The organism is Burkholderia sp. AU33803, assembly GCF_002223095.1.
Classification (GTDB): domain Bacteria; phylum Pseudomonadota; class Gammaproteobacteria; order Burkholderiales; family Burkholderiaceae; genus Burkholderia.
This window is the reverse complement of sequence record NZ_NKFJ01000006.1, coordinates 2,452,171-2,473,119: the sequence shown is the minus strand read 5'-3', so window position 1 is coordinate 2,473,119 and position 20,949 is coordinate 2,452,171. Positions and strand designations below refer to the sequence as shown.

Annotated in this window: 16 protein-coding genes; 14 read left to right on the top strand and 2 right to left on the bottom strand. The window is 66.2% G+C overall.

The window, feature by feature from the left end:
* Positions 1 to 82 precede the first annotated feature (82 nt).
* From CFB41_RS28425 to CFB41_RS28375, 11 genes are all read left to right on the top strand, one after another.
* Positions 83 to 1,357: a serine hydroxymethyltransferase gene (locus CFB41_RS28425; protein WP_069260596.1), complete on the top strand. Its 1,275-nt coding sequence runs from the start codon at positions 83 to 85 to the stop codon at positions 1,355 to 1,357.
* 31 nt (positions 1,358 to 1,388) lie between these two features.
* Positions 1,389 to 2,360 (top strand): dipeptidase, encoded by a 972-nt coding sequence (locus CFB41_RS28420; RefSeq protein WP_042588480.1) that lies wholly within the window; start codon positions 1,389 to 1,391, stop codon positions 2,358 to 2,360.
* Between the two features lie 140 nt (positions 2,361 to 2,500).
* Positions 2,501 to 3,034, top strand: coding sequence for a DUF5943 domain-containing protein (locus tag CFB41_RS28415; RefSeq protein WP_006488993.1), 534 nt, complete (start codon positions 2,501 to 2,503; stop codon positions 3,032 to 3,034).
* A 76-nt stretch (positions 3,035 to 3,110) separates the two neighbouring features.
* Positions 3,111 to 5,174 carry an NADH:flavin oxidoreductase gene (locus CFB41_RS28410; RefSeq protein WP_089458750.1) on the top strand — a complete coding sequence of 688 codons (2,064 nt, stop codon included), beginning with the start codon at positions 3,111 to 3,113 and terminating at the stop codon, positions 5,172 to 5,174.
* Positions 5,175 to 5,177: 3 nt separating this feature from the next.
* The gene (locus tag CFB41_RS28405; protein ID WP_089458749.1) at positions 5,178 to 7,103 is read left to right on the top strand and encodes a (Fe-S)-binding protein; all 1,926 of its coding nucleotides are present in this window, start codon (positions 5,178 to 5,180) and stop codon (positions 7,101 to 7,103) included.
* 4 nt (positions 7,104 to 7,107) lie between these two features.
* A complete protein-coding gene (locus CFB41_RS28400; RefSeq protein ID WP_089458748.1) occupies positions 7,108 to 8,277 on the top strand; it encodes an electron transfer flavoprotein subunit alpha/FixB family protein in 1,170 nt (389 codons plus the stop codon).
* On the top strand, positions 8,274 to 9,059 hold the full coding sequence (locus tag CFB41_RS28395; protein WP_089458747.1) for an electron transfer flavoprotein subunit beta/FixA family protein: 786 nt from the start codon (positions 8,274 to 8,276) through the stop codon (positions 9,057 to 9,059). Before CFB41_RS28400 ends, CFB41_RS28395 begins: the two co-directional genes overlap by 4 nt.
* A 52-nt stretch (positions 9,060 to 9,111) precedes the next feature.
* Positions 9,112 to 10,353: an aromatic ring-hydroxylating dioxygenase subunit alpha gene (locus CFB41_RS28390; RefSeq protein ID WP_089441772.1), complete on the top strand. Its 1,242-nt coding sequence runs from the start codon at positions 9,112 to 9,114 to the stop codon at positions 10,351 to 10,353.
* Positions 10,354 to 10,382: 29 nt separating this feature from the next.
* Positions 10,383 to 11,537, top strand: a complete 1,155-nt coding sequence (locus tag CFB41_RS28385) for a hybrid-cluster NAD(P)-dependent oxidoreductase (RefSeq protein ID WP_089458746.1) — start codon at positions 10,383 to 10,385, stop codon at positions 11,535 to 11,537.
* Positions 11,538 to 11,671: 134 nt separating this feature from the next.
* Positions 11,672 to 12,535: a glycine betaine ABC transporter substrate-binding protein gene (locus tag CFB41_RS28380; RefSeq protein ID WP_089426843.1), complete on the top strand. Its 864-nt coding sequence runs from the start codon at positions 11,672 to 11,674 to the stop codon at positions 12,533 to 12,535.
* Between the two features lie 179 nt (positions 12,536 to 12,714).
* Complete coding sequence (locus tag CFB41_RS28375) at positions 12,715 to 14,370, top strand: APC family permease (protein WP_089458745.1); 1,656 nt, start codon at positions 12,715 to 12,717, stop codon at positions 14,368 to 14,370.
* Positions 14,371 to 14,531: 161 nt separating this feature from the next.
* Here the strand turns inward: CFB41_RS28375 and purU are convergent, their stop codons facing one another.
* Together purU and CFB41_RS28365 are read right to left on the bottom strand one after the other, a co-directional pair.
* Entirely contained in the window at positions 14,532 to 15,416 is an 885-nt protein-coding gene (gene purU / locus CFB41_RS28370; RefSeq protein ID WP_089441781.1) for a formyltetrahydrofolate deformylase, read from the bottom strand.
* A 169-nt stretch (positions 15,417 to 15,585) separates the two neighbouring features.
* Positions 15,586 to 16,491: a LysR family transcriptional regulator gene (locus tag CFB41_RS28365; RefSeq protein WP_089458744.1), complete on the bottom strand. Its 906-nt coding sequence runs from the start codon at positions 16,489 to 16,491 to the stop codon at positions 15,586 to 15,588.
* Between the two features lie 275 nt (positions 16,492 to 16,766).
* Between CFB41_RS28365 and betC the strand changes: the two genes are divergently transcribed.
* From betC to CFB41_RS28345, 3 genes are all read left to right on the top strand, one after another.
* Complete coding sequence (gene betC, locus CFB41_RS28355) at positions 16,767 to 18,302, top strand: choline-sulfatase (protein ID WP_089458743.1); 1,536 nt, start codon at positions 16,767 to 16,769, stop codon at positions 18,300 to 18,302.
* A 45-nt stretch (positions 18,303 to 18,347) separates the two neighbouring features.
* Complete coding sequence (gene choX, locus CFB41_RS28350; protein ID WP_089458742.1) at positions 18,348 to 19,316, top strand: choline ABC transporter substrate-binding protein; 969 nt, start codon at positions 18,348 to 18,350, stop codon at positions 19,314 to 19,316.
* A 260-nt stretch (positions 19,317 to 19,576) separates the two neighbouring features.
* Positions 19,577 to 20,716 (top strand): porin, encoded by a 1,140-nt coding sequence (locus CFB41_RS28345; RefSeq protein WP_089458741.1) that lies wholly within the window; start codon positions 19,577 to 19,579, stop codon positions 20,714 to 20,716.
* The last annotated feature ends 233 nt before the right edge of the window (positions 20,717 to 20,949 follow it).

Sequence of the window (20,949 nt, the reverse complement as noted above, 5' to 3'; positions counted from 1 at the left end):
TTGTACGGGACGAGCGGGAAACCCAGGCAGGGCGGGCCTTGAGCTTCGGTTTCAGCCCCTTATTCTTCGTCACGGACGCACTATGTCGAACACCCAGCCTTTCTTCTCGCAGTCCCTCGCCGAGCGCGACGCGCCGGTGCGCAGCGCCATCCTGAAGGAACTCGAGCGTCAGCAGTCGCAGGTCGAGCTGATCGCGTCGGAAAACATCGTGTCTCGCGCCGTGCTCGAGGCGCAGGGCTCGGTGCTGACCAACAAGTACGCGGAAGGCTATCCGGGCAAGCGCTATTACGGCGGCTGCGAATTCGCGGATGAAGTCGAGGCGCTGGCAATCGAGCGCGTCAAGCAGATCTTCAATGCCGGCTATGCGAACGTGCAGCCGCACTCGGGCGCGCAGGCGAACGGCTCGGTGATGCTCGCGCTGGCCAAGCCGGGCGACACGGTGCTCGGCATGTCGCTCGACGCCGGCGGCCACCTGACGCACGGCGCGAAGCCGGCGCTGTCGGGCAAGTGGTTCAACGCCGTGCAGTACGGCGTGAACCGCGACACGATGCGGATCGACTACGACCAGGTCGAGGCGCTCGCGCACGAGCACAAGCCGAACCTGATCATCGCCGGCTTCTCGGCCTACCCGCGTGCGCTCGACTTCGCGCGCTTCCGTGCGATCGCCGACAGCGTCGGCGCGAAGCTGATGGTCGACATGGCGCACATCGCCGGCGTGATCGCCGCGGGCCGCCACGCGAACCCGGTCGAGCATGCGCACGTCGTCACGTCGACCACCCACAAGACGCTGCGCGGCCCGCGCGGCGGCTTCGTGCTGACCAACGATGAAGACATCGCGAAGAAGATCAACTCGGCCGTGTTCCCCGGCCTGCAGGGCGGCCCGCTGATGCACGTGATCGCCGGCAAGGCCGTCGCGTTCGGCGAAGTGCTGCACGCGGACTTCAAGACCTACATCGACAACGTGCTCGCGAACGCGCAGGCGCTCGGCGAAGTGCTGAAGGCGGGCGGCGTCGATCTCGTCACGGGCGGCACCGACAACCACCTGCTGCTGGTCGACCTGCGTCCGAAGGGCCTGAAGGGCGCGCCGGTCGAGCAGGCGCTGGAGCGTGCGGGCATCACCTGCAACAAGAACGGCATTCCGTTCGACACCGAGAAGCCGACCGTCACGTCGGGCATCCGCCTCGGCACGCCGGCCGGCACGACGCGCGGCTTCGGCGTCGCGGAATTCCGCGAGGTGGGCCGCCTGATCCTGGAAGTGTTCGATGCACTGCGCGCGAACCCGGAAGGCGACCACGCGACCGAACAGCGCGTGCGCCGCGAGATCTTCGCGTTGTGCGAACGCTTCCCGATCTATTGATCCCACCGACCCGACAATACTGGAGCAACACATGAGCACGCTGCATCAAGACAGCATCATCATCGACGGGCTGAACATCTCGAAGTTCGAGAAGCCGGTGTTCGAAGACATGCGCAAGGGTGGCATCACGGCCGCGAACTGCACGGTGTCGGTATGGGAGAACTTCACCAAGACCGTCGACAACATCGGCGTGATGAAGAAGAAGATCCGCGACAACAGCGAGCTGCTGACGCTGGTGCGCACGACGGAAGACATCTTCCGCGCGAAGAAGGAAGACAAGACCGGCGTGATCCTCGGGTTCCAGAACGCGCATGCGTTCGAGGACAACATCGGCTACATCGAAGCGTTCGCCGACATGGGCGTGCGCGTCGTGCAGCTCTGCTACAACACGCAGAACCTGGTGGGCACCGGCTGCTATGAACGTGACGGCGGCCTGTCGGACTTCGGCCGCGAAGTGATCACCGAGATGAACCGCGTCGGCATCATGGTCGACCTGTCGCACGTGGGCGGCAATACGTCGTCGGAAGCGATCGCGTTCTCGAAGAAGCCGGTGTGCTACTCGCACTGCCTGCCGTCGGGCCTGAAGGAGCATCCGCGCAACAAGAGCGACGAGCAGCTGAAGGAGATCGCCGATGCGGGCGGCTTCGTCGGCGTGACGATGTTCGCGCCGTTCCTCAAGCGCGGGATCGAAGCGAACATCGACGACTACATCGAGGCGATCGACTACGTCGTGAACCTGATCGGCGAGGATGCGGTCGGCATCGGCACGGACTTCACGCAGGATTACGCGAAGGAATTCTTCGACATGCTGACGCATGACAAGGGCCGCTATCGCCAGCTGACGAACTTCGGCAAGGTGATCAACCCGGACGGCATCCGCACGATCGGCGAATTCCCGAACCTGACGGCCGCGATGGAACGCCACGGCTGGAAGGAGTCGCGTATCCGCAAGATCATGGGCGAGAACTGGGTGCGCGTGTTCAAGGACGTGTGGGGCGCATAAGCGCCGCGAACGCCGAACCCCTTTCAGCGATTCAACATTAAAAGAAATCGGGACGTGCCCGTGCAAGCCGCACGGGCGCGCGGACGATGTCGCGCCGGTGCACTGAGCCGCGCGGCCACTTTCCTCACGGAGTCACCACGATGCAACCGCAACTGCCGATCAACGTCGATCCCGATACCGGCGTCTGGACCACCGACGCGCTGCCGATGCTGTACGTGCCGCGCCACTTCTTCACGAACAACCACGTCGCCGTCGAGGAAGCGCTCGGTGTCGAAGCGTATGCCGAGATCCTCTACAAGGCCGGCTACAAGTCCGCCTACCACTGGTGCGACAAGGAAGCGAAGTTGCACGGCCTGACCGGCATGGCCGTGTTCGAGCACTACCTGAAGCGCCTGTCGCAGCGCGGCTGGGGCCTGTTCTCGATCATCGAAGCCGACCCGGCGAGCGCGCGCGCGAAGATCGAGCTGCGCCACTCGTCGTTCGTACTCCAGCAGCCGGGCAAGGAAGGCAAGCTTTGCTACATGTTCGCGGGCTGGTTCGCCGGCGCGATGGACTGGGTCAACGACACGACGCCGGAAGGCAAGGGCGCGCCGCGTGCGCAGTCGAAGGAAGTGCAGTGCGCGGCCGAGCATCACGACCACTGCGTCTTCGAAGTGTCGCCGATCGCGCACTGAAGCCCTGACGCACGGATTCACCGAAACACAACAACACCCGCAACACGAGACATTCGAACGCCAGAGGTCGCCAGCGATGCGTTATCCCCACCTGTTCAAACCCATGCAGCTGAACCAGCTGACGCTGCGCAACCGGATCGTCAGCACCGCGCATGCGGAGGTGTATGCCGAGCCGGGCGGCCTGCCGGGCGACCGCTATATCCGCTACTACGAAGAAAAGGCGAAGGGCGGCGTGGGCCTCGCGATCTGCGGCGGGTCGAGCCCGGTGTCGATCGACAGCCCGCAGGGCTGGTGGAAATCGGTGAACCTATCGACCGACAAGATCATCGATCCGCTCACGCGCCTCGCCGACACGATGCACAAGCACGGCGCGAAGATCATGATCCAGGCGACGCACATGGGCCGCCGCTCGTCGTTCCACGGCGAGCACTGGCCGCACCTGATGTCACCGTCGGGCGTGCGCGAACCCGTGCACCGCGGCAACGCGAAGATCATCGAGATCGAGGAAATCCGCCGCATCATCGGCGACTTCGCGGCCGCCGCGAAGCGCGTGAAGGCGGCCGGCATGGACGGCATCGAAATCTCGGCCGCCCACCAGCACCTGATCGACCAGTTCTGGAGCAGGCGTTCGAACCATCGCACCGACGAATGGGGCGGCAGCCTGGAAAACCGCTTGCGCTTCGGCATCGAGGTGCTGACGGCCGTGCGCGAGGCGGTGGGCAAGGATTTCTGCGTCGGCCTGCGCATGTGCGGCGACGAATTCCACGAGGACGGCCTCGATCACGAAGCGCTGAAGGAAATCGCGCAGGCGATGTCGGAGACGGGCCTGATCGACTACCTGAGCGTGGTCGGCTCGGGCGGCGACACGCACAACACGATCGCCAACTGCATGCCGCCGATGGCGCTACCGCCGGAGCCGTTCGTGCACCTCGCGGCCGGCATCAAGTCGGTCGTGAAGATTCCGGTGATGCACGCGCAGAGCATCCGCGACGCGGGCCAGGCCGAGCGCCTGCTCGCGACCGGCATGATCGACCTGGTCGGCATGACGCGCGCGCAGATCGCCGATCCGCACATGGTGATCAAGATCCGCGACGGCCGCGAGGACGAAATCAAGCAGTGCGTCGGCGCGAACTACTGTATCGACCGCCAGTACAACGGCCTCGACGTGCTGTGCATCCAGAACGCGGCGACCTCGCGCGAAGCGACGATGCCGCACATCATCGAGAAGTCGCGCGGCCCGAAGCGCAAGGTCGTGGTGGTCGGCGCGGGCCCCGCAGGGCTCGAGGCCGCACGTGTCGCGAAGCTGCGCGGCCACGACGTCGTGCTGTTCGAGAAGAATGCCGAAGTGGGCGGCCAGGTGATGATCGCCGCGAAGGCACCGCAGCGCGAACAGATGTCGGGGATCATCCGCTGGTTCGACATGGAAACGAAACGCCTGGGCGTCGATCGCCGCCTCGGCGTGGCCGCCGACGAGAAGATGATCATGGCCGAGAAGCCGGACATCGTCGTGCTCGCGACGGGCGGGTCGAGCTTCACGTGGCAGGTGCCGGGCTGGGGCGTGGCCGAAGGGCTGGCCGTCAGCTCGTGGGACATCCTGACCGGCAAGGTCGAGCCGAAGCAGAACGTGCTGCTGTTCGACGGCGTGAGCACGCATGCGGGCGCCGGCGTGGCCGACTTCATGGCGAGCCGCGGCTCGAAGGTCGAGGTCGTCACGCCGGACGTGAAGGTCGCCGACGATTGCGGCGGCACGACGTTCCCGATCTTCTATCGCCGCCTGTATGCATTCGGCGTGATCCCGACGCCGAACACGATGCTCGATCGCGTCTACGAAGAGGACGGCAAGCTGATCGCCGTGCTGCGCAACGAGTACACGGAAGAGCTGGAAGAGCGCGCGGTCGACCAGGTGGTGATCGAGAACGGCTCGTCGCCGAACGACGAGCTGTACTGGAAGCTCAAGCCGGAATCGGTGAACCGTGGCCAGATCGATCCGCACACGCTGTTCGCGGCCGAGCCGCAACCGTGCCTGTCGGAAGAGCTCGGCAACGGCCGTTTCCTGCTGTTCCGTGTCGGTGACTGCATCTCGATGCACAACGTCCACGGGGCGATCTACGACTCGCTGCGTCTCGCGAAGGATTTCTAAACGATGAACCCGTCCTTCCTCATTACCGCCCTGTTGTGGCTGTCGGTGGCGGGGCTCGCGTTCGCGGTCGCGAAGCGCTCGTCCTACTGGCGTCTGGGCCGGGCCACCGCGCCCGGTTCGTTCGGCGTCGCGAACCTGTTCGCGATCCCGAAGCGCTACTTCGTCGACCTGCACCATGTGGTCGCCCGTGATCCGTACATCGCGAAGACGCACGTCGCGACGGCCGGCGGCGCGATCGGTGCGCTCGCGCTGGTGTTCGTCAACTACGGCCTCGCGATCTACTCGCCGTGGCTCGACAAGCTGATCTTCCTCGCGGCGCTCGCGATGCTGGTCGGCGCGGTGTTCGTGTGGCGCCGGCGCGCGGCCAAGGACGTGCCGGCGCGCCTGTCGCGCGGCCCGTGGAATACGCTGCCATGGCTGCTCGGCTCGTTCGCGCTCGGCCTCGTGCTGTTCATGCTGGTGCCGACCGGCGCGATGTCGGGCGCGTTCGCGGTGCTCTGCGCGGTGCTGATCGGTGTCGGCGCCTTCACGATGACGGTCGGCGCCGCGAAGGGCGGCCCGATGAAGCATGCGATCGCAGGTCTCCTGCACCTGGCCTTCCACCCGCGCCAGGAGCGTTTCGCGGCCACCCGCGACTCGTTCACCGGCAACGGCACGGCCACGCCGCCGACCGCGCTGAAGCTGCCGGACATCGAGCATCAGGAGTACGGCGTCGCGAAGCCGGTCGAATTCCGCTGGAACCAGTTGCTGAGCTTCGACGCGTGCGTGCAGTGCGGCAAGTGCGAAGCCGCGTGCCCCGCGTTCGCGTCGGGCCAGCCGCTGAATCCGAAGAAGCTGATCCAGGATCTCGTGGTCGGGATGGCGGGCGGCACCGATGCGGCTTACGCGGGCAGCCCGTCGCCGGGCATTCCGGTCGGCCAGCATCGCGGCGAGCCGAACGGCCCGATCGTGTCTGGCCTGATCGAAGAGCAGACGCTGTGGTCGTGCACCACCTGCCGCGCATGCGTGCAGGAATGCCCGATGCTGATCGAACACGTCGACGCGATCGTCGACATGCGCCGCAACCGCACGCTCGTGCACGGCACGGTGCCGGGCAAGGGCCAGGAAGTGCTCGCGAACCTGCGCGAGACGGGCACGATGGGCGGCTACGACACGGCTGCGCGCTACGACTGGTCGGTCGACCTGAACGCACCCGTCGCGCAACCGGGCAAGCCGGTCGACGTGCTGTTCGTCGCGGGTGAAGGCGCGTTCGACATGCGCTACCAGCGCACGCTGCGTGCATTCGTCACGGTGCTGAACAAGGCGGGCGTCGACTATGCGGTGCTCGGCGCGACCGAGACCGACACGGGCGACGTCGCCCGCCGGCTCGGCGACGAAGCGACGTTCCAGCAGATGGCGAAGCGCCTGATCGGCACGCTCGACACGCTGTCGTACAAGCAGATCGTGACGGCCGACCCGCACGTGATGCACAGCCTGCACAACGAATACCGTGCGCTCGGGCTGCGCGTGACGGTCAAGCATCACACGACCTTCCTCGCGGAGCTGGCCGACAGCGGCAAGATCGCGCCGAAGGCCGTCGAAGCGCTGCAGGACAAGCGCACCACGTATCACGATCCGTGCTACCTCGGCCGCTACAACGGCGAGACGGAAGCGCCGCGCAAGCTGCTGAAGACGATCGGCATCCAGGTCGTCGAGATGGAGCGCAACGGCATGCGCGGCCGCTGCTGCGGCGGTGGCGGCGGGGCGCCGCTGACCGACATCCCCGGCAAGCAGCGCATTCCCGACATCCGCATCGCCGATGCCCGCACGATCGGCGCGGACGTGGTCGCGGTTGCCTGCCCGAACTGCACGGCGATGCTCGAAGGCGTCGTGGGCCCGCGCCCCGACGTGCTCGACGTGGCCGAACTCGTTGCCGCCTCGCTGGAGTGAATCGATGAACACGATCAAACGAATCGATCCGCGCCGCCCGTTCATCATCACGGCCGCCGGCCTGAAGCGCATCACGCTCGGCGAGGAAGGCAGCGCCGATGCGAACGCCGTGCACGGGATCGCGCACGGTCATGGCGCGGCGGCTGCGAAGCCGCGCCGCGCGGTGCAGGATCCGAAGCACGTGATGCTGGTGGTCGCGCACGGCGAACGTGGCGCGCTCGACGATCATTCGCGGCAGGCGATTGCCGCCGCCGCATTGCTCGCCGATGCGCAGACCGAAGTCGCGCTGCTGGCGTTCGGCGAACTGAAGGACGACGTGGCCGAACTGGGCGTCGACAAGCTGCTTGAACTCGCCGGCTTCGATCGGCGCGCGTTCGACCCTGAAAGCGAATTGCAAGCGCTGCAGGCGTGCGTGGCGGCGCTTGCGCCGAAATACGTGTTCGTGCCCGACAACGCGACGGGCGACGGCGATCTCGGCCGGCGCTACGCGGCGGCTGCCGGCGCGAGCGTCGCGACGCATGTCGTCGAGATCGACGCGAAGCATGTCGGCGCGTATGCGCACGCGGGGCGCGCGTTTGCCACCCGCGCGCTGCCCGACGTGATCCTGCTCGCGCAGAACGCGGTCGACGCGAAGTTGCCGTTCGTCGGTGCGGGCGAACGCGTGGCTGCCGACTTCATCCGCCCGGCACACGACGCCGCGCAACCGTACCGCGATCTCGGCCTCGACGAAATCGACGCGGCCCAGGTCGCGCTCGAGGAAGCCGACTTCATCGTATCGGCCGGCAACGGCGTGTCCGACATCGGCGCGTTCGAGCGGCTGGCCGGTGCGTTCGGCGCGGCGATCGGCGCAAGCCGCGTCGCGGTCGACAACGGTCACTTCACGCGCGACAAGCAGGTCGGTGCGACCGGCAAGACGGTCGAGGCGAGCGTGTACATCGCGTTCGGCATCTCGGGCGCGGTGCAGCACCTGCAGGGGATCAAGGACTGCCGCCACGTGATCGCGGTGAACCTCGACGGCAGCGCGCCGATCGCGAAGCGCGCGAACCTGACGGTGGTCGGCGACGCGCAGGGCACGATCGCCGCGCTGATCGAACAGGTGCAGGCCGCGCGCGCCGCGCGTGGCGAATCGCCGGCCGCGGTCGGCACCCGTGAACCGGAAGGAGTCGCTGCATGAACGCCCCCCGCCAGCTGCAACGCATCGCGGTGCTCGTGTCCGTCGGCCGTCATCCGGTCAGCGGCGTCGCGCGCTACAGCCGCAACGACGCGGCCGCGCTCGAAACCGGCCGCCAGCTCGCGGAGCGGCATCGCGCGAAGCTCGACGTGATCCATGCGGGCGACCCCGCCAATGCGGCGCTTGCCGAATATCTCGCGCTCGGCGCACGGGAGGTCGAGGTGCTGGCCTGCCGCGTCGGCGACGACGCCGTGCATGCGCTCGCCGCGCGTGTCGAGGACTACGACCTCGTGCTGACCGGCACGCGCGCCGAGGGCGCGTACGACACCGGCATGCTGCCGTATCGCGTCGCCGCGACGCTCGGCTATCCGCTGGTCGGTTCGGCCGTCGACGTGACGGTCGGCGGCGGCCGCGTGGCCGTCCGGCAATTTTTGCCGAAAGGGCTGCGGCGGCGCGTCGACGCGGCGCTGCCGGCCGTCGTCGCCGTCCATCCGCTCGCCAATGCCGAGCCGCGCTACGCGTATGCGCGGCTGCGCGCCGGCGCGATCCGGCCGGCGCTCGCGGCGCCCGGCGCGGACGCCGACGCGGCCGCGTGGAAGGTCGGCCCGATCGAGCGTAAACCCGTAAAGCTGGTCGCCGCCGAAAAGCGCTCCGGGCATGCCCGGATGCTGTCCGCGACGACGACCGAAAGCCGTGGCGGCAACGTCGTAAATGAAGGGAGTTCGGTCGAAAAAGCACAAGTGATCCTCGCGTATTTGCGCGAGCATCAGCTCATCGACTACTGATTTTGATGCCTGTCGGCAAGAACCCAGGGATGCAAGGAATCCGGAGCAAACGATGAAAGTATCGGCAGACATTCGTGCATTGATCGAGCGGCGCAAGGAAGGCTACAGCCTCGAGGCACCGTTCTACACGAGCGAGGACATCTTCGCGCTCGACATGGAGGCGATTTTCCGCCAGCACTGGATCCAGGTGGCGGTCGAGCCGGACATTCCGGAGCCGGGCGACTACGTGACCGTGGAACTGGGGAGCGATTCGATCCTGATCGTGCGCGACGACGACATGGCGATCCGCGCGTTCCACAACGTGTGCCGTCACCGCGGTGCGCGCCTGTGCAACGAGGACAAGGGCTCGGTCGGCAACATCGTGTGCCCGTACCACAGCTGGACCTACAACCTGACGGGCCAGCTGATGTTCGCCGAGCACATGGGCGAGAAGTTCGACCGCTGCAAGCACAGCCTGAAGTCGGTGCACGTCGAGAACCTCGCGGGCCTGATCTTCGTCTGCCTCGCCGACGAGCCGCCCGCCGACTTCGCGCAGCTGCGCGCCGAGATGGAGCCGTACCTGCTGCCGCACGATCTGCCGAACACGAAGATCGCCGCGCAGGTCGACATCATCGAGGAAGGTAACTGGAAGCTCACGATGGAGAACAACCGCGAGTGCTATCACTGCGTCGCGAACCATCCGGAGCTCACCATCTCGCTGTACGAATACGGCTTCGGCTACCAGCGCTCCGACGCGAACGCCGAAGGCATGGACGCGTTCGCGGAAACCTGCGTGCGGCGCGGCAAGGAGTGGGCCGAGATGGGCCTGCCGTCCGAAGAGATCGAGAAGCTGCTCGACGTGACGGGCTTCCGCACGCAGCGCCTGCCGCTCGATCGCCACGGCGAATCGCAGACGCTCGATGCGAAGGTCGCATCGAAGAAGCTGCTCGGCGGCTTCGACAAGGCCGACCTCGGCGGGCTGTCGTTCTGGACGCAGCCGAACTCGTGGCACCACTTCATGAGCGATCACATCGTGACGTTCTCGGTGATCCCGCTGTCGGCCGGCAAGACGCTGGTGCGCACGAAGTGGCTCGTGCACAAGGACGCGAAGGAAGGCATCGACTACGACGTGAAGAACCTCACGGCCGTGTGGAACGCGACCAACGACCAGGATCGCGCGCTCGTCGAATTCTCGCAGCGCGGCGCGACCAGCAGCGCGTACGAGCCGGGTCCGTATTCGCCGTTCACGGAAGGTCTCGTCGAAAAATTCTCGGCCTGGTACATCGGCCGGCTCGCCGAAAAAACCGGCGCGTAGTAGCCAGAAGCGGACAAGCGGAGCAAGACATGATGCGAGATGCGGCCAACTTCGAGCCGACGGACAGCCGGGTCACGCGCCCGGCGTTCTGGAACGCCCTTCCCGAGCGCTGGACGAGCGACGTCGAGGAAACGCTGGTGTGCTGCCACGTGCGGCAGGAAACGCACGACGTGAAGAGTTTCTTCTTCCGTTCGCCGCAGGGCCGCTCGTTCTCGTTCGAGCCCGGGCAGTTCCTCACGCTCGAGCTCGAGATCGACGGCGAAACGATCAACCGCTGCTACACGATCTCGTCGTCGCCCGCGCGGCCGCACACGGTGTCGATCACGGTGAAGCGCGTGCCGGGCGGCAAGGTGTCGAACTGGCTGCACGACAACCTGCAGCCGGGCGCCGCGGTGCGCGTGCTCGGCCCGGCCGGCGAATTCACGTGCGCCCGGCATCCGGCGCGCAAGTACCTGTTCCTGTCGGCCGGCTCGGGCGTCACGCCGCTGATGTCGATGAGCCGCGCGCACCATGATCTCGCCGAGGATCGCGACATCCTGTTCGTGCACAGCGCACGTACGCCGGACGACATCATCTTCGCGCGCGAGCTCGACCTGATCGCATCGAACCACACGAACTTCCGCACGTCGTTCGTCGTCGAGCGCGTCGGTGCACGCACCAACTGGCCGGGCGTCACGGGCTTCCTGACGCTGCCGCTGCTGAAGCTGATCGCACCGGATTTCATGGAGCGCGAAATCTTCACGTGCGGCCCCGCGCCGTACATGAAGGCCGTGCGCGACCTGCTCGACGAAGCCGGCTTCGATCGCAAGCAGTATCACGAGGAAAGCTTCTCGTTCGAAACGCTTGCCGAAACCGCAAGCGACGAACTGCTCGCCGATCTCGCGCCACTGGCCGACGGCGCCGACACCGGCACCGAAACGAAGCAGTACACGGTCAGCTTCGCGAAGAGCAACCGCGAGATTTCGTGCGGCTCGGAGCAGCACGTGCTGGATGCGGCGCGCCAGTCGGGTGTGCGGCTGCCGGCCTCGTGCACGCAGGGCATGTGCGGCACCTGCAAGGTGAAGCTCGTGTCGGGGCAGGTCGAAATGAAGCACAACGGCGGTATCCGCCAGCGCGAGATCGACCAGGGGATGGTGCTGCTGTGCTGCAGCAAGCCGCTGTCGGATCTCGTGATCGACAAGTAGTCGCAACCCGCCATCGGCTGTCCGGGCGCGTCGCGTCCGGACAAGCATCCGTCGGAAAACAACGATACCGCGGATTTGTGGTTGAAGAACCTAGAGAGGCAACGCGCACGGTGCGCATATCAAGGAGATCGACCATGAAGCTGTTCGGAAAACTGTTGTGGACCGGCGCACTGTCGGCCATGGTGGCGCTGAGCGCGTCCGCACTTGCCGATACGAAGCCCACGCTGAAGATCGGCTACGTCGAAGGCTGGGACGACAGCGTGGCGACGTCGAACGTCGCGGCGCGCGTGATCGAGAAGAAGCTCGGCTACGAAGTGAAGCTCGTGCCGGTCGCGGCCGGGATCATGTGGCAGGGCGTCGCGCGCGGCGATCTCGATGCGACGCTGTCCGCGTGGCTGCCGGTCACGCACGGCTCGTACTGGGATGAATACAAGGCCAAGGTCGTCGACCTCGGCGCGAATTTCCCGGATGCAAAGATCGGCCTGATCGTGCCTGCGTACGTGAAGGCGAAGAGCATCGACGACCTGAACGCGGAGAAGGGCAGCTTCGGCGGCCGGATCGTCGGCATCGATGCCGGTGCCGGCGTGATGCGCAAGACCGACGACGCGATCAAGAGCTACGGGCTGAACTACACGCTGATGCCGAGTTCGGGCAGCGCGATGACGGCCGAGCTGTCGCGTTCGGTCAATGCGAGCAAGCCGGTCATCGTGACGGGCTGGGCGCCGCACTGGATGTTCGCGAAGTGGAAGCTGCGCTTCCTCGAGGATCCGAAGAAGGTGTTCGGCGGCGCGGAGCACGTCGACAGCGTCGTGAATCCGGGGCTCGAAACGAAGGCGAAGCCGGTGGTCGCGTTCCTGAAGAAATTCCAGTGGAAGCCGGGTGAAATCGACAGCGTGATGCTGGCGATCCAGAACGGCTCGAAGCCGGAAGCGGCAGCCGATGCGTGGATCGCCGCGCACGCGGATCGTGTGAATGCGTGGACGGAAGGCGTGCAGTAAGCCGGCAGTGAATCGCCTCGATAAATAGATGAAGAGACAGTCCGGGAAGGGTCGGTAGTAATGCGAAATAATCGCACTGCGACGCGACCTTATCCCGGAATTATTTTTTTGATTCTGCAGAAAAGAGCGTAAGTTGTTACACTAGCGCCCTTGTGCGGAGTCATCACAGGAGGAATTGGATGAGTCAAGCAGGACTGCGTGCGAATCGCACCAGTGATGTTGAGGCAACCATCTCACATGATTCGCCGGGCCACACGCTGCATCGTGGCCTGACTTGGAAAGACGCTTTTTGGGTAACGAGCGGCGTGCCGGCAGGCGTGCTGTTCACGATCGGCGGCGTATGCGCGACGATCGGCCAGCCCGCGTGGGCGATCTGGATCGCCGCGATCACGATGGGGCTGGTTCAAAGCGCGACTTATGCGGAAATATCGGGGCTATTTCCCCATAAATCGGGCGGCGCGTCCGTGTATGGCGCGATCGGCTGGGTCCGTTACAGCAAGCTGATTGCCCCGGTTTCCGTGTGGTGCAACTGGCTCGCGTGGTCGCCGATGCTTGCGCTCGGCTGCGGCCTCGCGGCGAGCTATGCGCTCACGAGTCTCTTTCCCGCCGACGCGGCGGTGCTGCACTGGCAGCTCAAGGTTGCGGATCTCGGGTTCATCAAGCCCGGTCTGTCCCTGCGGATCAATGCGACGTTCATCATCGCGACGATCCTGCTTCTCATCACGTTCAAGCTTCAACACAGCGGTGCGTCGAAGGCTGCGCGTACGCAGCGCATTCTCGGCATCGCATCGCTCACGCCGCTGTTGATCGTCGGCATCGTGCCGTTCATCACGGGCGACGTGCCGATGTCGAACCTGCTCCCGCTGCTGCCGCTCGGTCACGACGCGCACGGCAATCTCACGGCCGCGACGTTCGGCTCGTGGAACGGGCAAGGGGTCACGATGGCGCTCGGTGCGATGTTCATGGCCGGCTGGGCGTCGTACGGCTTCGAGACGGCCGTCTGCTACACGCGTGAATTCCGTGACCCGCGTCGCGATACCGCCAAGGCGATCTTCTGGTCGGGCGCACTGTGCCTCGTCGTGATGACGCTCGTGCCGATGGCGTTCCAGGGCGCGCTCGGCACGCAGGCGATGCTCGATCCGTCGATCGGCGACGGCACCGGCGTCGCGGCTGCGATGGCGAAGATCGTCGGCGGCGGTGCATGGGTTGCGAATGCGGTGGTCGTGATGCTGATGCTGTCGATCCTGCTGATCGTGATGACGTCGATGATGGGCTCGTCGCGCACGCTGTACCAGGCATCGGTCGACGGCTGGCTGCCGAAGTACCTGTCGCACGTGAACGAGCACGGCTCGCCCACGCGCGCGATGTGGACCGATCTCGGCTTCAACCTCGTGTTGCTGATGATGTCGGACTACATGACGGTGCTGTCGATCTCGAACGTCTGCTACATGCTGTTCGTATTCCTGAATCTTCAGTCGGGCTGGATCCACCGGATGGATCGCGGCAACTGGGATCGGCCGTTCCGCTGTCCGACGTGGCTGCTCGTCGGCGGTGCGATCTGCGGTTACGCGAACCTGGTGTATGTCGGTGCAGGCGCGAACCTGCAGGGCGAGGGCACGCTGCGCAATGGGCTGATCGCGATGCTGCTGATCGTGCCGGTGTTCCTGTTCCGCCACTACTGGCAGGATCGCGGCCGGTTCCCCGCGCAGATGCAGCGCGACATGGAACTCGAAGTGCCGAAGCGTGCGATGTGGCTGAATCTGATGCCTTACGTTGCGCTGATTGGCGCGGGGCTCACGATCTGGTTGTCGTATTACTTTGCTTGGGTGAAGTGATGCGGTAACGCACGCGTTGCGGCGCGCGGCGGCTCCGAAAACCGCACACGGAGCGTCGCGTGGCGCATCGCGCGCAACGCGAGAACAAAAAAGGCTCGGCCGGTACCTACCCGTCGAGCCTTTCTCGTTTCTGCCGCGTGTCGAACGCGACGCCTTTTCGCTTACGAAAACACCACCGTCCGATCCCCGTTCAGGAACACGCGCCGCTCGATGAACGCCTTCACCGCGCGCGCAAGCGTCAGCGATTCGACATCACGCCCCACCGCAAGCAACTGCTCCGGCCGCAGCGCATGATCGACGCGCTCGACGACCTGCTCGATGATCGGGCCTTCGTCGAGATCGTCGGTGACAAAGTGCGCGGTCGCGCCGATCAGCTTCACGCCGCGCGCATGCGCCTGGTGATACGGCTTAGCGCCCTTGAAGCCGGGCAGGAACGAATGATGGATGTTGATCGCGCGGTTCGCGAGCTTCGCGCTCGTCTCCTGCGACAGCACCTGCATGTAGCGCGCGAGGATCACGAGTTCGGCGCCGCTCGATTCGAAGAAGTCGAGCCACTGCGCCTCCTGCTGCGCCTTCGTCTCGGCCGTGATCGGGAAGTGGCGGAACGGCAGCCCGTGCTGCGCGGCGAGCGGCTCGAAGTCGGGATGGTTCGACACGATGCCGACGATGTCCATCTTCAGCTCGCCCATCCGCCAGCGGAACAGCAGGTCCGCGAGGCAGTGCTCGAGCTTCGACACCATGATCAGCACCTTGGGCCGCGCGTTCACGTCGTGGATCGCCCACTGCATGTCGCCCTGCTCGCCACCGAGGCTGGCTGCGATCGGTGCGAATTCGTGGCGCAGCGCATCGATCTGCAGCGTTTCATCCGTCGGATGAAAGACGCAGCGCACGAAGAAGCGGTTGCTGAGATCGTCGTCGAACACGTTCAGCGCATCGACATAACAGCGATGGCGATCGAGAAAGCCGACGACGGCGGCGACCTGGCCGGCCGCGCTCGGGCACGACAGTGTCAGGACGAATTGATCGGGGCGGTGCTCGGCGGTCATGAGACTCCTCGGATGGCATGGGCGCATGGCCGTGCGGCGGCGCACGAAGGCGCCGCGCCGCACGGGTAGCGGGAGGCTCAAGTAAATCAGGACGATTTCGGGGCGGATAGAACCAACGCGCCGTGTGGCTGGTATCGGCGCGCCAGCGCGCGGGGGCGCGCTGCGCCCGTCACGCGCTCGCGCACGCGTCGAGCAGCCAGCGCCGGAACACGTGGGTCGCGTCCGGCTCGGGCCGTTGCGGCGGCCGCACCAGGAAGTAGCCGCGCGACGTGACGACCGGCGTGTCGACGGGCTTCACGAGCTGCCCCGACGCGACGAGTTCGTCGACGAGCGGCGACCAGCCGAGCGCGACGCCTTCGCCGAGCAGCGCCGCATGGATCACGAGCGCGTAGCTGTTGAAGGTCACGCCGCGCGCGGCGGCGGCCGTATCGAGGCCGTGCGCGTCGAACCAGCCGGACCACGACAGCCAGCGCTCGGGGCGCGTCGGCTGCACGTGCAGCAGCGGCAGGGCCAGCAAGTGCTCGGCCCGCGCGACGTGCGGGTGCGCGTCGCGGAACGCGGGCGAGCAGACGGGCGTGACCGATTCCGGAAAGAGCCGTGCGGCGGTGCACGACGGCCAGTGGCCGTCGCCGAACAGGATCGCGATGTCGCCATGGTCGCGCTGCGCGTCGTAATCCTGTGACGTGACGACGCGCACGTCGACATCCGGCATCACGCGCTTCAGCCCGGCCAGGCGCGGCATCAGCCAGTAGGTCGCGAAGCCGAAGTCGGTAACGATCGTGAGCGCACCGTGCTCGCGGCGCGCACGCAGGGTCGCGGTCGCGCCGCGCAGCGTGTCGAGGCTCATCCGCACGGCTTCGTACAGGCACTCGCCGTCGGCCGTCAGCGTGACGCCGCGCGGGCTGCGCTCGAACAGCGGCACGCCCAGTTCGGCTTCGAGCTGGAACACCTGCTGGCTCACGGCCGGCTGGGTGGAGCCGAGCTCGCGCGCGGCGGCCGTGAAGCTCGCGAGCCGGGCGGCCGATTCGAACGCGCGCAGCGCCTGCATCGACGGTAACGGTTCGGATTTCGACATAAGTCTCTCTAATGGCCCCATAAGGGCCGGACACCTACCCGCGCGAATTCGGGTAGGGGATAGTGCTTCGGACGGTGCGGTACCTGCGCTTCGCGGCCTGCTTCAAAGCCCGCTTCTAAGCCTGCTTCACGGGCACCGCGCCACGCATTCCGCGATTCTAGCCAGCGCGGCCCGCCCGTGCGGCACTTTCGCCGAGCTGCTTCCGTCATGCCGGACGTCCCGCTGCGCGAGCGGCGCGCCGCTCCATTCGAACACCGTTTTCCCCACGACAGCCGATGACGAACCCGACTCCCAACATCCTGATCCTGATGGCCGACCAGCTCACGCCGTTCGCGCTGCCGGCCTACGGCAATCGCGTCGCGCGCACGCCGACGCTGGACCGACTCGCCGCGCAAGGCGTGGTGTTCGACGCCGCGTACTGCGCGAGCCCGCTGTGCGCGCCGTCGCGTTTCTCGCTGCTGACGGGCAAGCTGCCGTCGGGGATCGGCGCCTACGATAACGCCGCCGAATTGCCGGCGCAAACGCTGACCTTTGCGCACTACCTGCGCGCGGGCGGCTACCGGACGATGCTGTCCGGCAAGATGCATTTCTGCGGGCCCGACCAGCTGCACGGCTTCGAGGAGCGCCTCACGACCGACATCTATCCGGCCGATTTCGGCTGGGTGCCCGACTGGGACAGCCCGACCGAGCGGCCGAGCTGGTATCACAACATGAGTTCGGTGCTGGAGGCCGGCCCGTGCGTGCGCACGAACCAGCTCGATTTCGACGACGAAGTCACGTTCGCGGCGAAGCAGAAGCTGTACGACGTCGCGCGCGAGCGCGCGGCCGGGCACGATGCGCGGCCGTTCTGCATGGTCGTGTCGCTGACCCATCCGCACGACCCGTATGCGATTACGCGCGACTACTGGGATCTGTACAGCGACGATGAAATCGACATGCCGGCCGTGCGGCTCGATGCAGCGGAAAGCGATCCGCATTCGCAGCGGCTGCGCTTCGTCTGCGAGAACGACCGCACGCCGCCCACCGATGCGCAGATCCGCGCCGCGCGCCGCGCTTACTACGGCGCGACATCCTATGTCGACACGCAGTTCGGCAGCGTGCTGACCGCGCTCGAACAGTGCGGATTCGCCGACGATACGATCGTGATCGTCACGTCCGACCACGGCGACATGCTTGGCGAACGCGGGCTCTGGTACAAGATGACGTTCTTCGAAGGCGGCTGCCGCGTGCCGCTGATCGTGCATGCGCCGGGCCGTTTCGACGCCGCGCGCGTGCGCGGGCCCGTGTCGCACGTCGACCTGCTGCCGACGCTCGTCGACCTCGCCGGCGTCGCGCCGGCCGGCGGCTGGCCCGATCCGGTCGACGGCGCGAGCCTCGTGCCGCACCTGCACGGCACGCCGACGCACGACGTCGCGCTCGGCGAATACCTGGCGGAAGGCGCGGTCGCACCGGTCGTGATGATCCGCAGCGGCGACTGGAAGTACGTGCATTGCCCGCTCGATCCCGACCAGCTATACAACCTGTCGGACGATCCGCGCGAGCTGACGAACCTGGCCGGCGCGCCGGAAGCGGCCGACGTGCTCGCCGCGTTCCGCGCGCAAGCCGCGCGGCGCTGGAACCTGCCGGAGCTGGACCGTCAGGTGCGCGCGAGCCAGCGGCGCCGGCGCTTCCATTACGCGGCCACGACGCAGGGCCGCATCCAGGCGTGGGACTGGCAGCCGTTCACCGACGCGAGCCAGCGCTACATGCGCAATCACATCGAACTCGACACGCTCGAGGCAATGGCGCGGTTTCCGCGAGTCGGGCGCTGAGCGTACCGCATCGCGATCATTGAAGAACGACGGAGGAAGCGAACCATGAAACGGCAACGCAATGCAGCAATCCGAAGGATCGGCGCGGCGCTCGCCGCCGCCGCGTGCCTGATGACGACGCAAGCCGCGCATGCGGCCGACCCGCAGACTTGCAGCGACGTGAAGATGGCGGCGCCCGGCTGGACCGACATCGACGCGACGAACGCGATGGCGGGCGTCGTGCTGAAGGCGCTCGGCTATCGGCAGGACGTGGCGAACCTGTCGGTGCCGATCACGTACCAGGGGCTCAAGAAAGGGCAGGTCGACGTGTTCCTCGGCAACTGGATGCCCGCGCAGGCGCCGCTCGTGAAGCCGTTCGTCGACGAGAAATCGATCGACGTGCTGCACGCGAACCTGAGCGGCGCGAAGTTCACGCTCGCGGTGCCCGATTACGTGGCGGCCGCCGGCGTGCATACGTTCGCCGATCTCGCGCGCTATGCGGACCGCTTCGGCGGCAAGATCTACGGGATCGAGCCCGGCGCGCCCGCGAACCAGAACATCAAGCGGATGCTGTCCGACCACGTGCTCGGGTCCGCGAACTGGTCGCTCGTCGAATCGAGCGAGACGGGCATGCTGACGCAGGTCGAGCGCGCGGTGCGCGACAAGCGCTGGATCGTGTTTCTCGCGTGGGAGCCGCATCTGATGAACACGAAGTTCCATCTGACGTATCTGTCGGGCGGCGATGCGTATTTCGGTCCGAACTACGGCGGCGCGACGGTCAACACGGTCACGCGTGCCGGGTTCGCCGGCCAGTGCACGAACCTCGCGCGGCTGTTCCGGCAGATGACGTTCTCCGTCGACGTCGAGAACCGGATGATCGCCGACATGCTCGACCACAAGACGTCGCCCGCGCTCGCGGCGCAGCATGCGCTGAAGGCCGAGCCCGCGCTGGTCGCCGGCTGGCTCGACGGCGTGACGACGGCGGCCGGCGCCCCGGGCCTGCCGGCCGTGCGCGCCGCCCTCGACGGGCGCTGATTCCCTCCCTCCGGGCGGCCGGTTTTGACCGTGCCGCCTGTCTACGTATTTTCCCGATCCGTCGCATCGTGACCATTTGGTGTCGCCTTCAGACGGGTGACCGGAAATATGGGTTTGTATTTTTCGCCAATGGCTGCGTTATTGCGGAAAACGAAATGCCGAAGCCAGCGGGGCGGTCTGAATTGGAATCCACCGGCGCATCGCGGCACGCGCCGGGACGAGATTCTATCCATCGAACGGTTCAGGGAGGGTGGTCGACAATGAAGCAAAAGAAAGTTGCCGTAGCCGCCGCGCTTGCATGCGCGGCCTGTATTCCCGCCATTGGGCATGCGCAAAGCAGCGTGACGCTGTACGGGATTCTCGACGCGGGCATCACGTACGTGAACAACACGGGCGGTTCGCACGTGGTCAAGTTCGACGACGGCGTCGCCTACGGAAACCGCTTCGGCCTCAAGGGCACCGAAGACCTGGGCGGCGGCCTGAAGGCCGTGTTCACGCTCGAGAGCGGCTTCCACCTCGGCAACGGGCAACTCGGTTTCGGCGGCGCGGAATTCGGCCGCCAGGCGTATGTCGGCCTGCAGAACGACTGGGGCACGCTGTCGTTCGGTAACCAGCTCGACATCACGAACGAGCTCGTATCGATCTACAACATCTCCGCGTGGGGCAGCGGCTATGCGATCCACCAGGGCGACTTCGACCGCTTCAACGGCGACCGCCTGCCGAACTCGGTGAAGTTCCTGTCGAACGATCTCAGCGGCTTCAAGTTCGGCGCGATGTACTCGTTCGGCAACGTCGCGGGCAACTTCCATCGCAACAGCGCGTGGAGCGCGGGCGCGAGCTTCACGAAGGGCGATTTCTCGATCGGCGCCGCGTACACGCGCCTGAACAACCCGAACGGCATCTATGCGTTCGACCCGTACGCGATGATCGGCACGCACACGTTCCTCGGCCAGCAGACCGTCACCGTCGATCCGGCGACCGGCGCACGCACCGACCTGTTCGCGAACACCGCGATGGACGTCGACAGCCAGGGCACGTTCGGCGTCGGCACCAGCTACACGATCGGCAAGCTGACGCTCGACGCCAACTACTCGTACACGACGATCAAGGGCTTCGGCCAGTCGTCGCACATGCAGGTGTACGAAGGCGGCGGCCTGTACCAGTTCACGCCGGCGCTGAGCCTCATCGCGGGCTACCAGCACACGCGCTTCGAAGGCCACCACTGGAACCAGGGCACGGCCGGCCTGCACTACCTGCTGTCGAAGTGCACCGACATCTACATCTCCGGCGATTACCTGCGCGCGTCGCAAGGCGTCGATGCGGTGGTCGGCTACAGCTTCACGCCGTCGACGACGCAGACGCAAGCCGACGTGCGGATCGGGATGCGGCATTCGTTCTGAGCGGGATGGGGTGGGGCAGCGACGTCTTCAGCGAGCGGTCTCTCTTTGGCGCGAACCTCGGTTCGCGCTTTTTTTGCCGGGCGTGACCGGGCACGAAAGCCGTCCGGCCCGTGCCGTCAGCGTGGCCACCGCCCGGGGAACAGCGGTCGGATGGTATTGACCATTGCCGTCTATAGGCGCTAGCATCGTCCACATGCTGAATCGCGCCCTTTCCCTCTCCTCGTTCATCCGTG

Bases quoted from the DNA above. Each gene is read 5' to 3' on its own strand.
- CFB41_RS28390 (WP_089441772.1), top strand. From the start codon at position 9,112: ATGAAAGTATCGGCAGACATTCGTGCATTGATCGAGCGGCGCAAGGAA.
- choX (WP_089458742.1), top strand. From the start codon at position 18,348: ATGAAACGGCAACGCAATGCAGCAATCCGAAGGATCGGCGCGGCGCTC.
- CFB41_RS28395 (WP_089458747.1), top strand. From the start codon at position 8,274: ATGAACGCCCCCCGCCAGCTGCAACGCATCGCGGTGCTCGTGTCCGTC.
- CFB41_RS28380 (WP_089426843.1), top strand. From the start codon at position 11,672: ATGAAGCTGTTCGGAAAACTGTTGTGGACCGGCGCACTGTCGGCCATG.
- CFB41_RS28375 (WP_089458745.1), top strand. From the start codon at position 12,715: ATGAGTCAAGCAGGACTGCGTGCGAATCGCACCAGTGATGTTGAGGCA.
- CFB41_RS28400 (WP_089458748.1), top strand. From the start codon at position 7,108: ATGAACACGATCAAACGAATCGATCCGCGCCGCCCGTTCATCATCACG.
- CFB41_RS28415 (WP_006488993.1), top strand. From the start codon at position 2,501: ATGCAACCGCAACTGCCGATCAACGTCGATCCCGATACCGGCGTCTGG.
- purU (WP_089441781.1), bottom strand. From the start codon at position 15,416: ATGACCGCCGAGCACCGCCCCGATCAATTCGTCCTGACACTGTCGTGC.
- CFB41_RS28385 (WP_089458746.1), top strand. From the start codon at position 10,383: ATGATGCGAGATGCGGCCAACTTCGAGCCGACGGACAGCCGGGTCACG.
- CFB41_RS28420 (WP_042588480.1), top strand. From the start codon at position 1,389: ATGAGCACGCTGCATCAAGACAGCATCATCATCGACGGGCTGAACATC.
- CFB41_RS28410 (WP_089458750.1), top strand. From the start codon at position 3,111: ATGCGTTATCCCCACCTGTTCAAACCCATGCAGCTGAACCAGCTGACG.
- CFB41_RS28365 (WP_089458744.1), bottom strand. From the start codon at position 16,491: ATGTCGAAATCCGAACCGTTACCGTCGATGCAGGCGCTGCGCGCGTTC.
- CFB41_RS28345 (WP_089458741.1), top strand. From the start codon at position 19,577: ATGAAGCAAAAGAAAGTTGCCGTAGCCGCCGCGCTTGCATGCGCGGCC.
- CFB41_RS28425 (WP_069260596.1), top strand. From the start codon at position 83: ATGTCGAACACCCAGCCTTTCTTCTCGCAGTCCCTCGCCGAGCGCGAC.
- CFB41_RS28405 (WP_089458749.1), top strand. From the start codon at position 5,178: ATGAACCCGTCCTTCCTCATTACCGCCCTGTTGTGGCTGTCGGTGGCG.
- betC (WP_089458743.1), top strand. From the start codon at position 16,767: ATGACGAACCCGACTCCCAACATCCTGATCCTGATGGCCGACCAGCTC.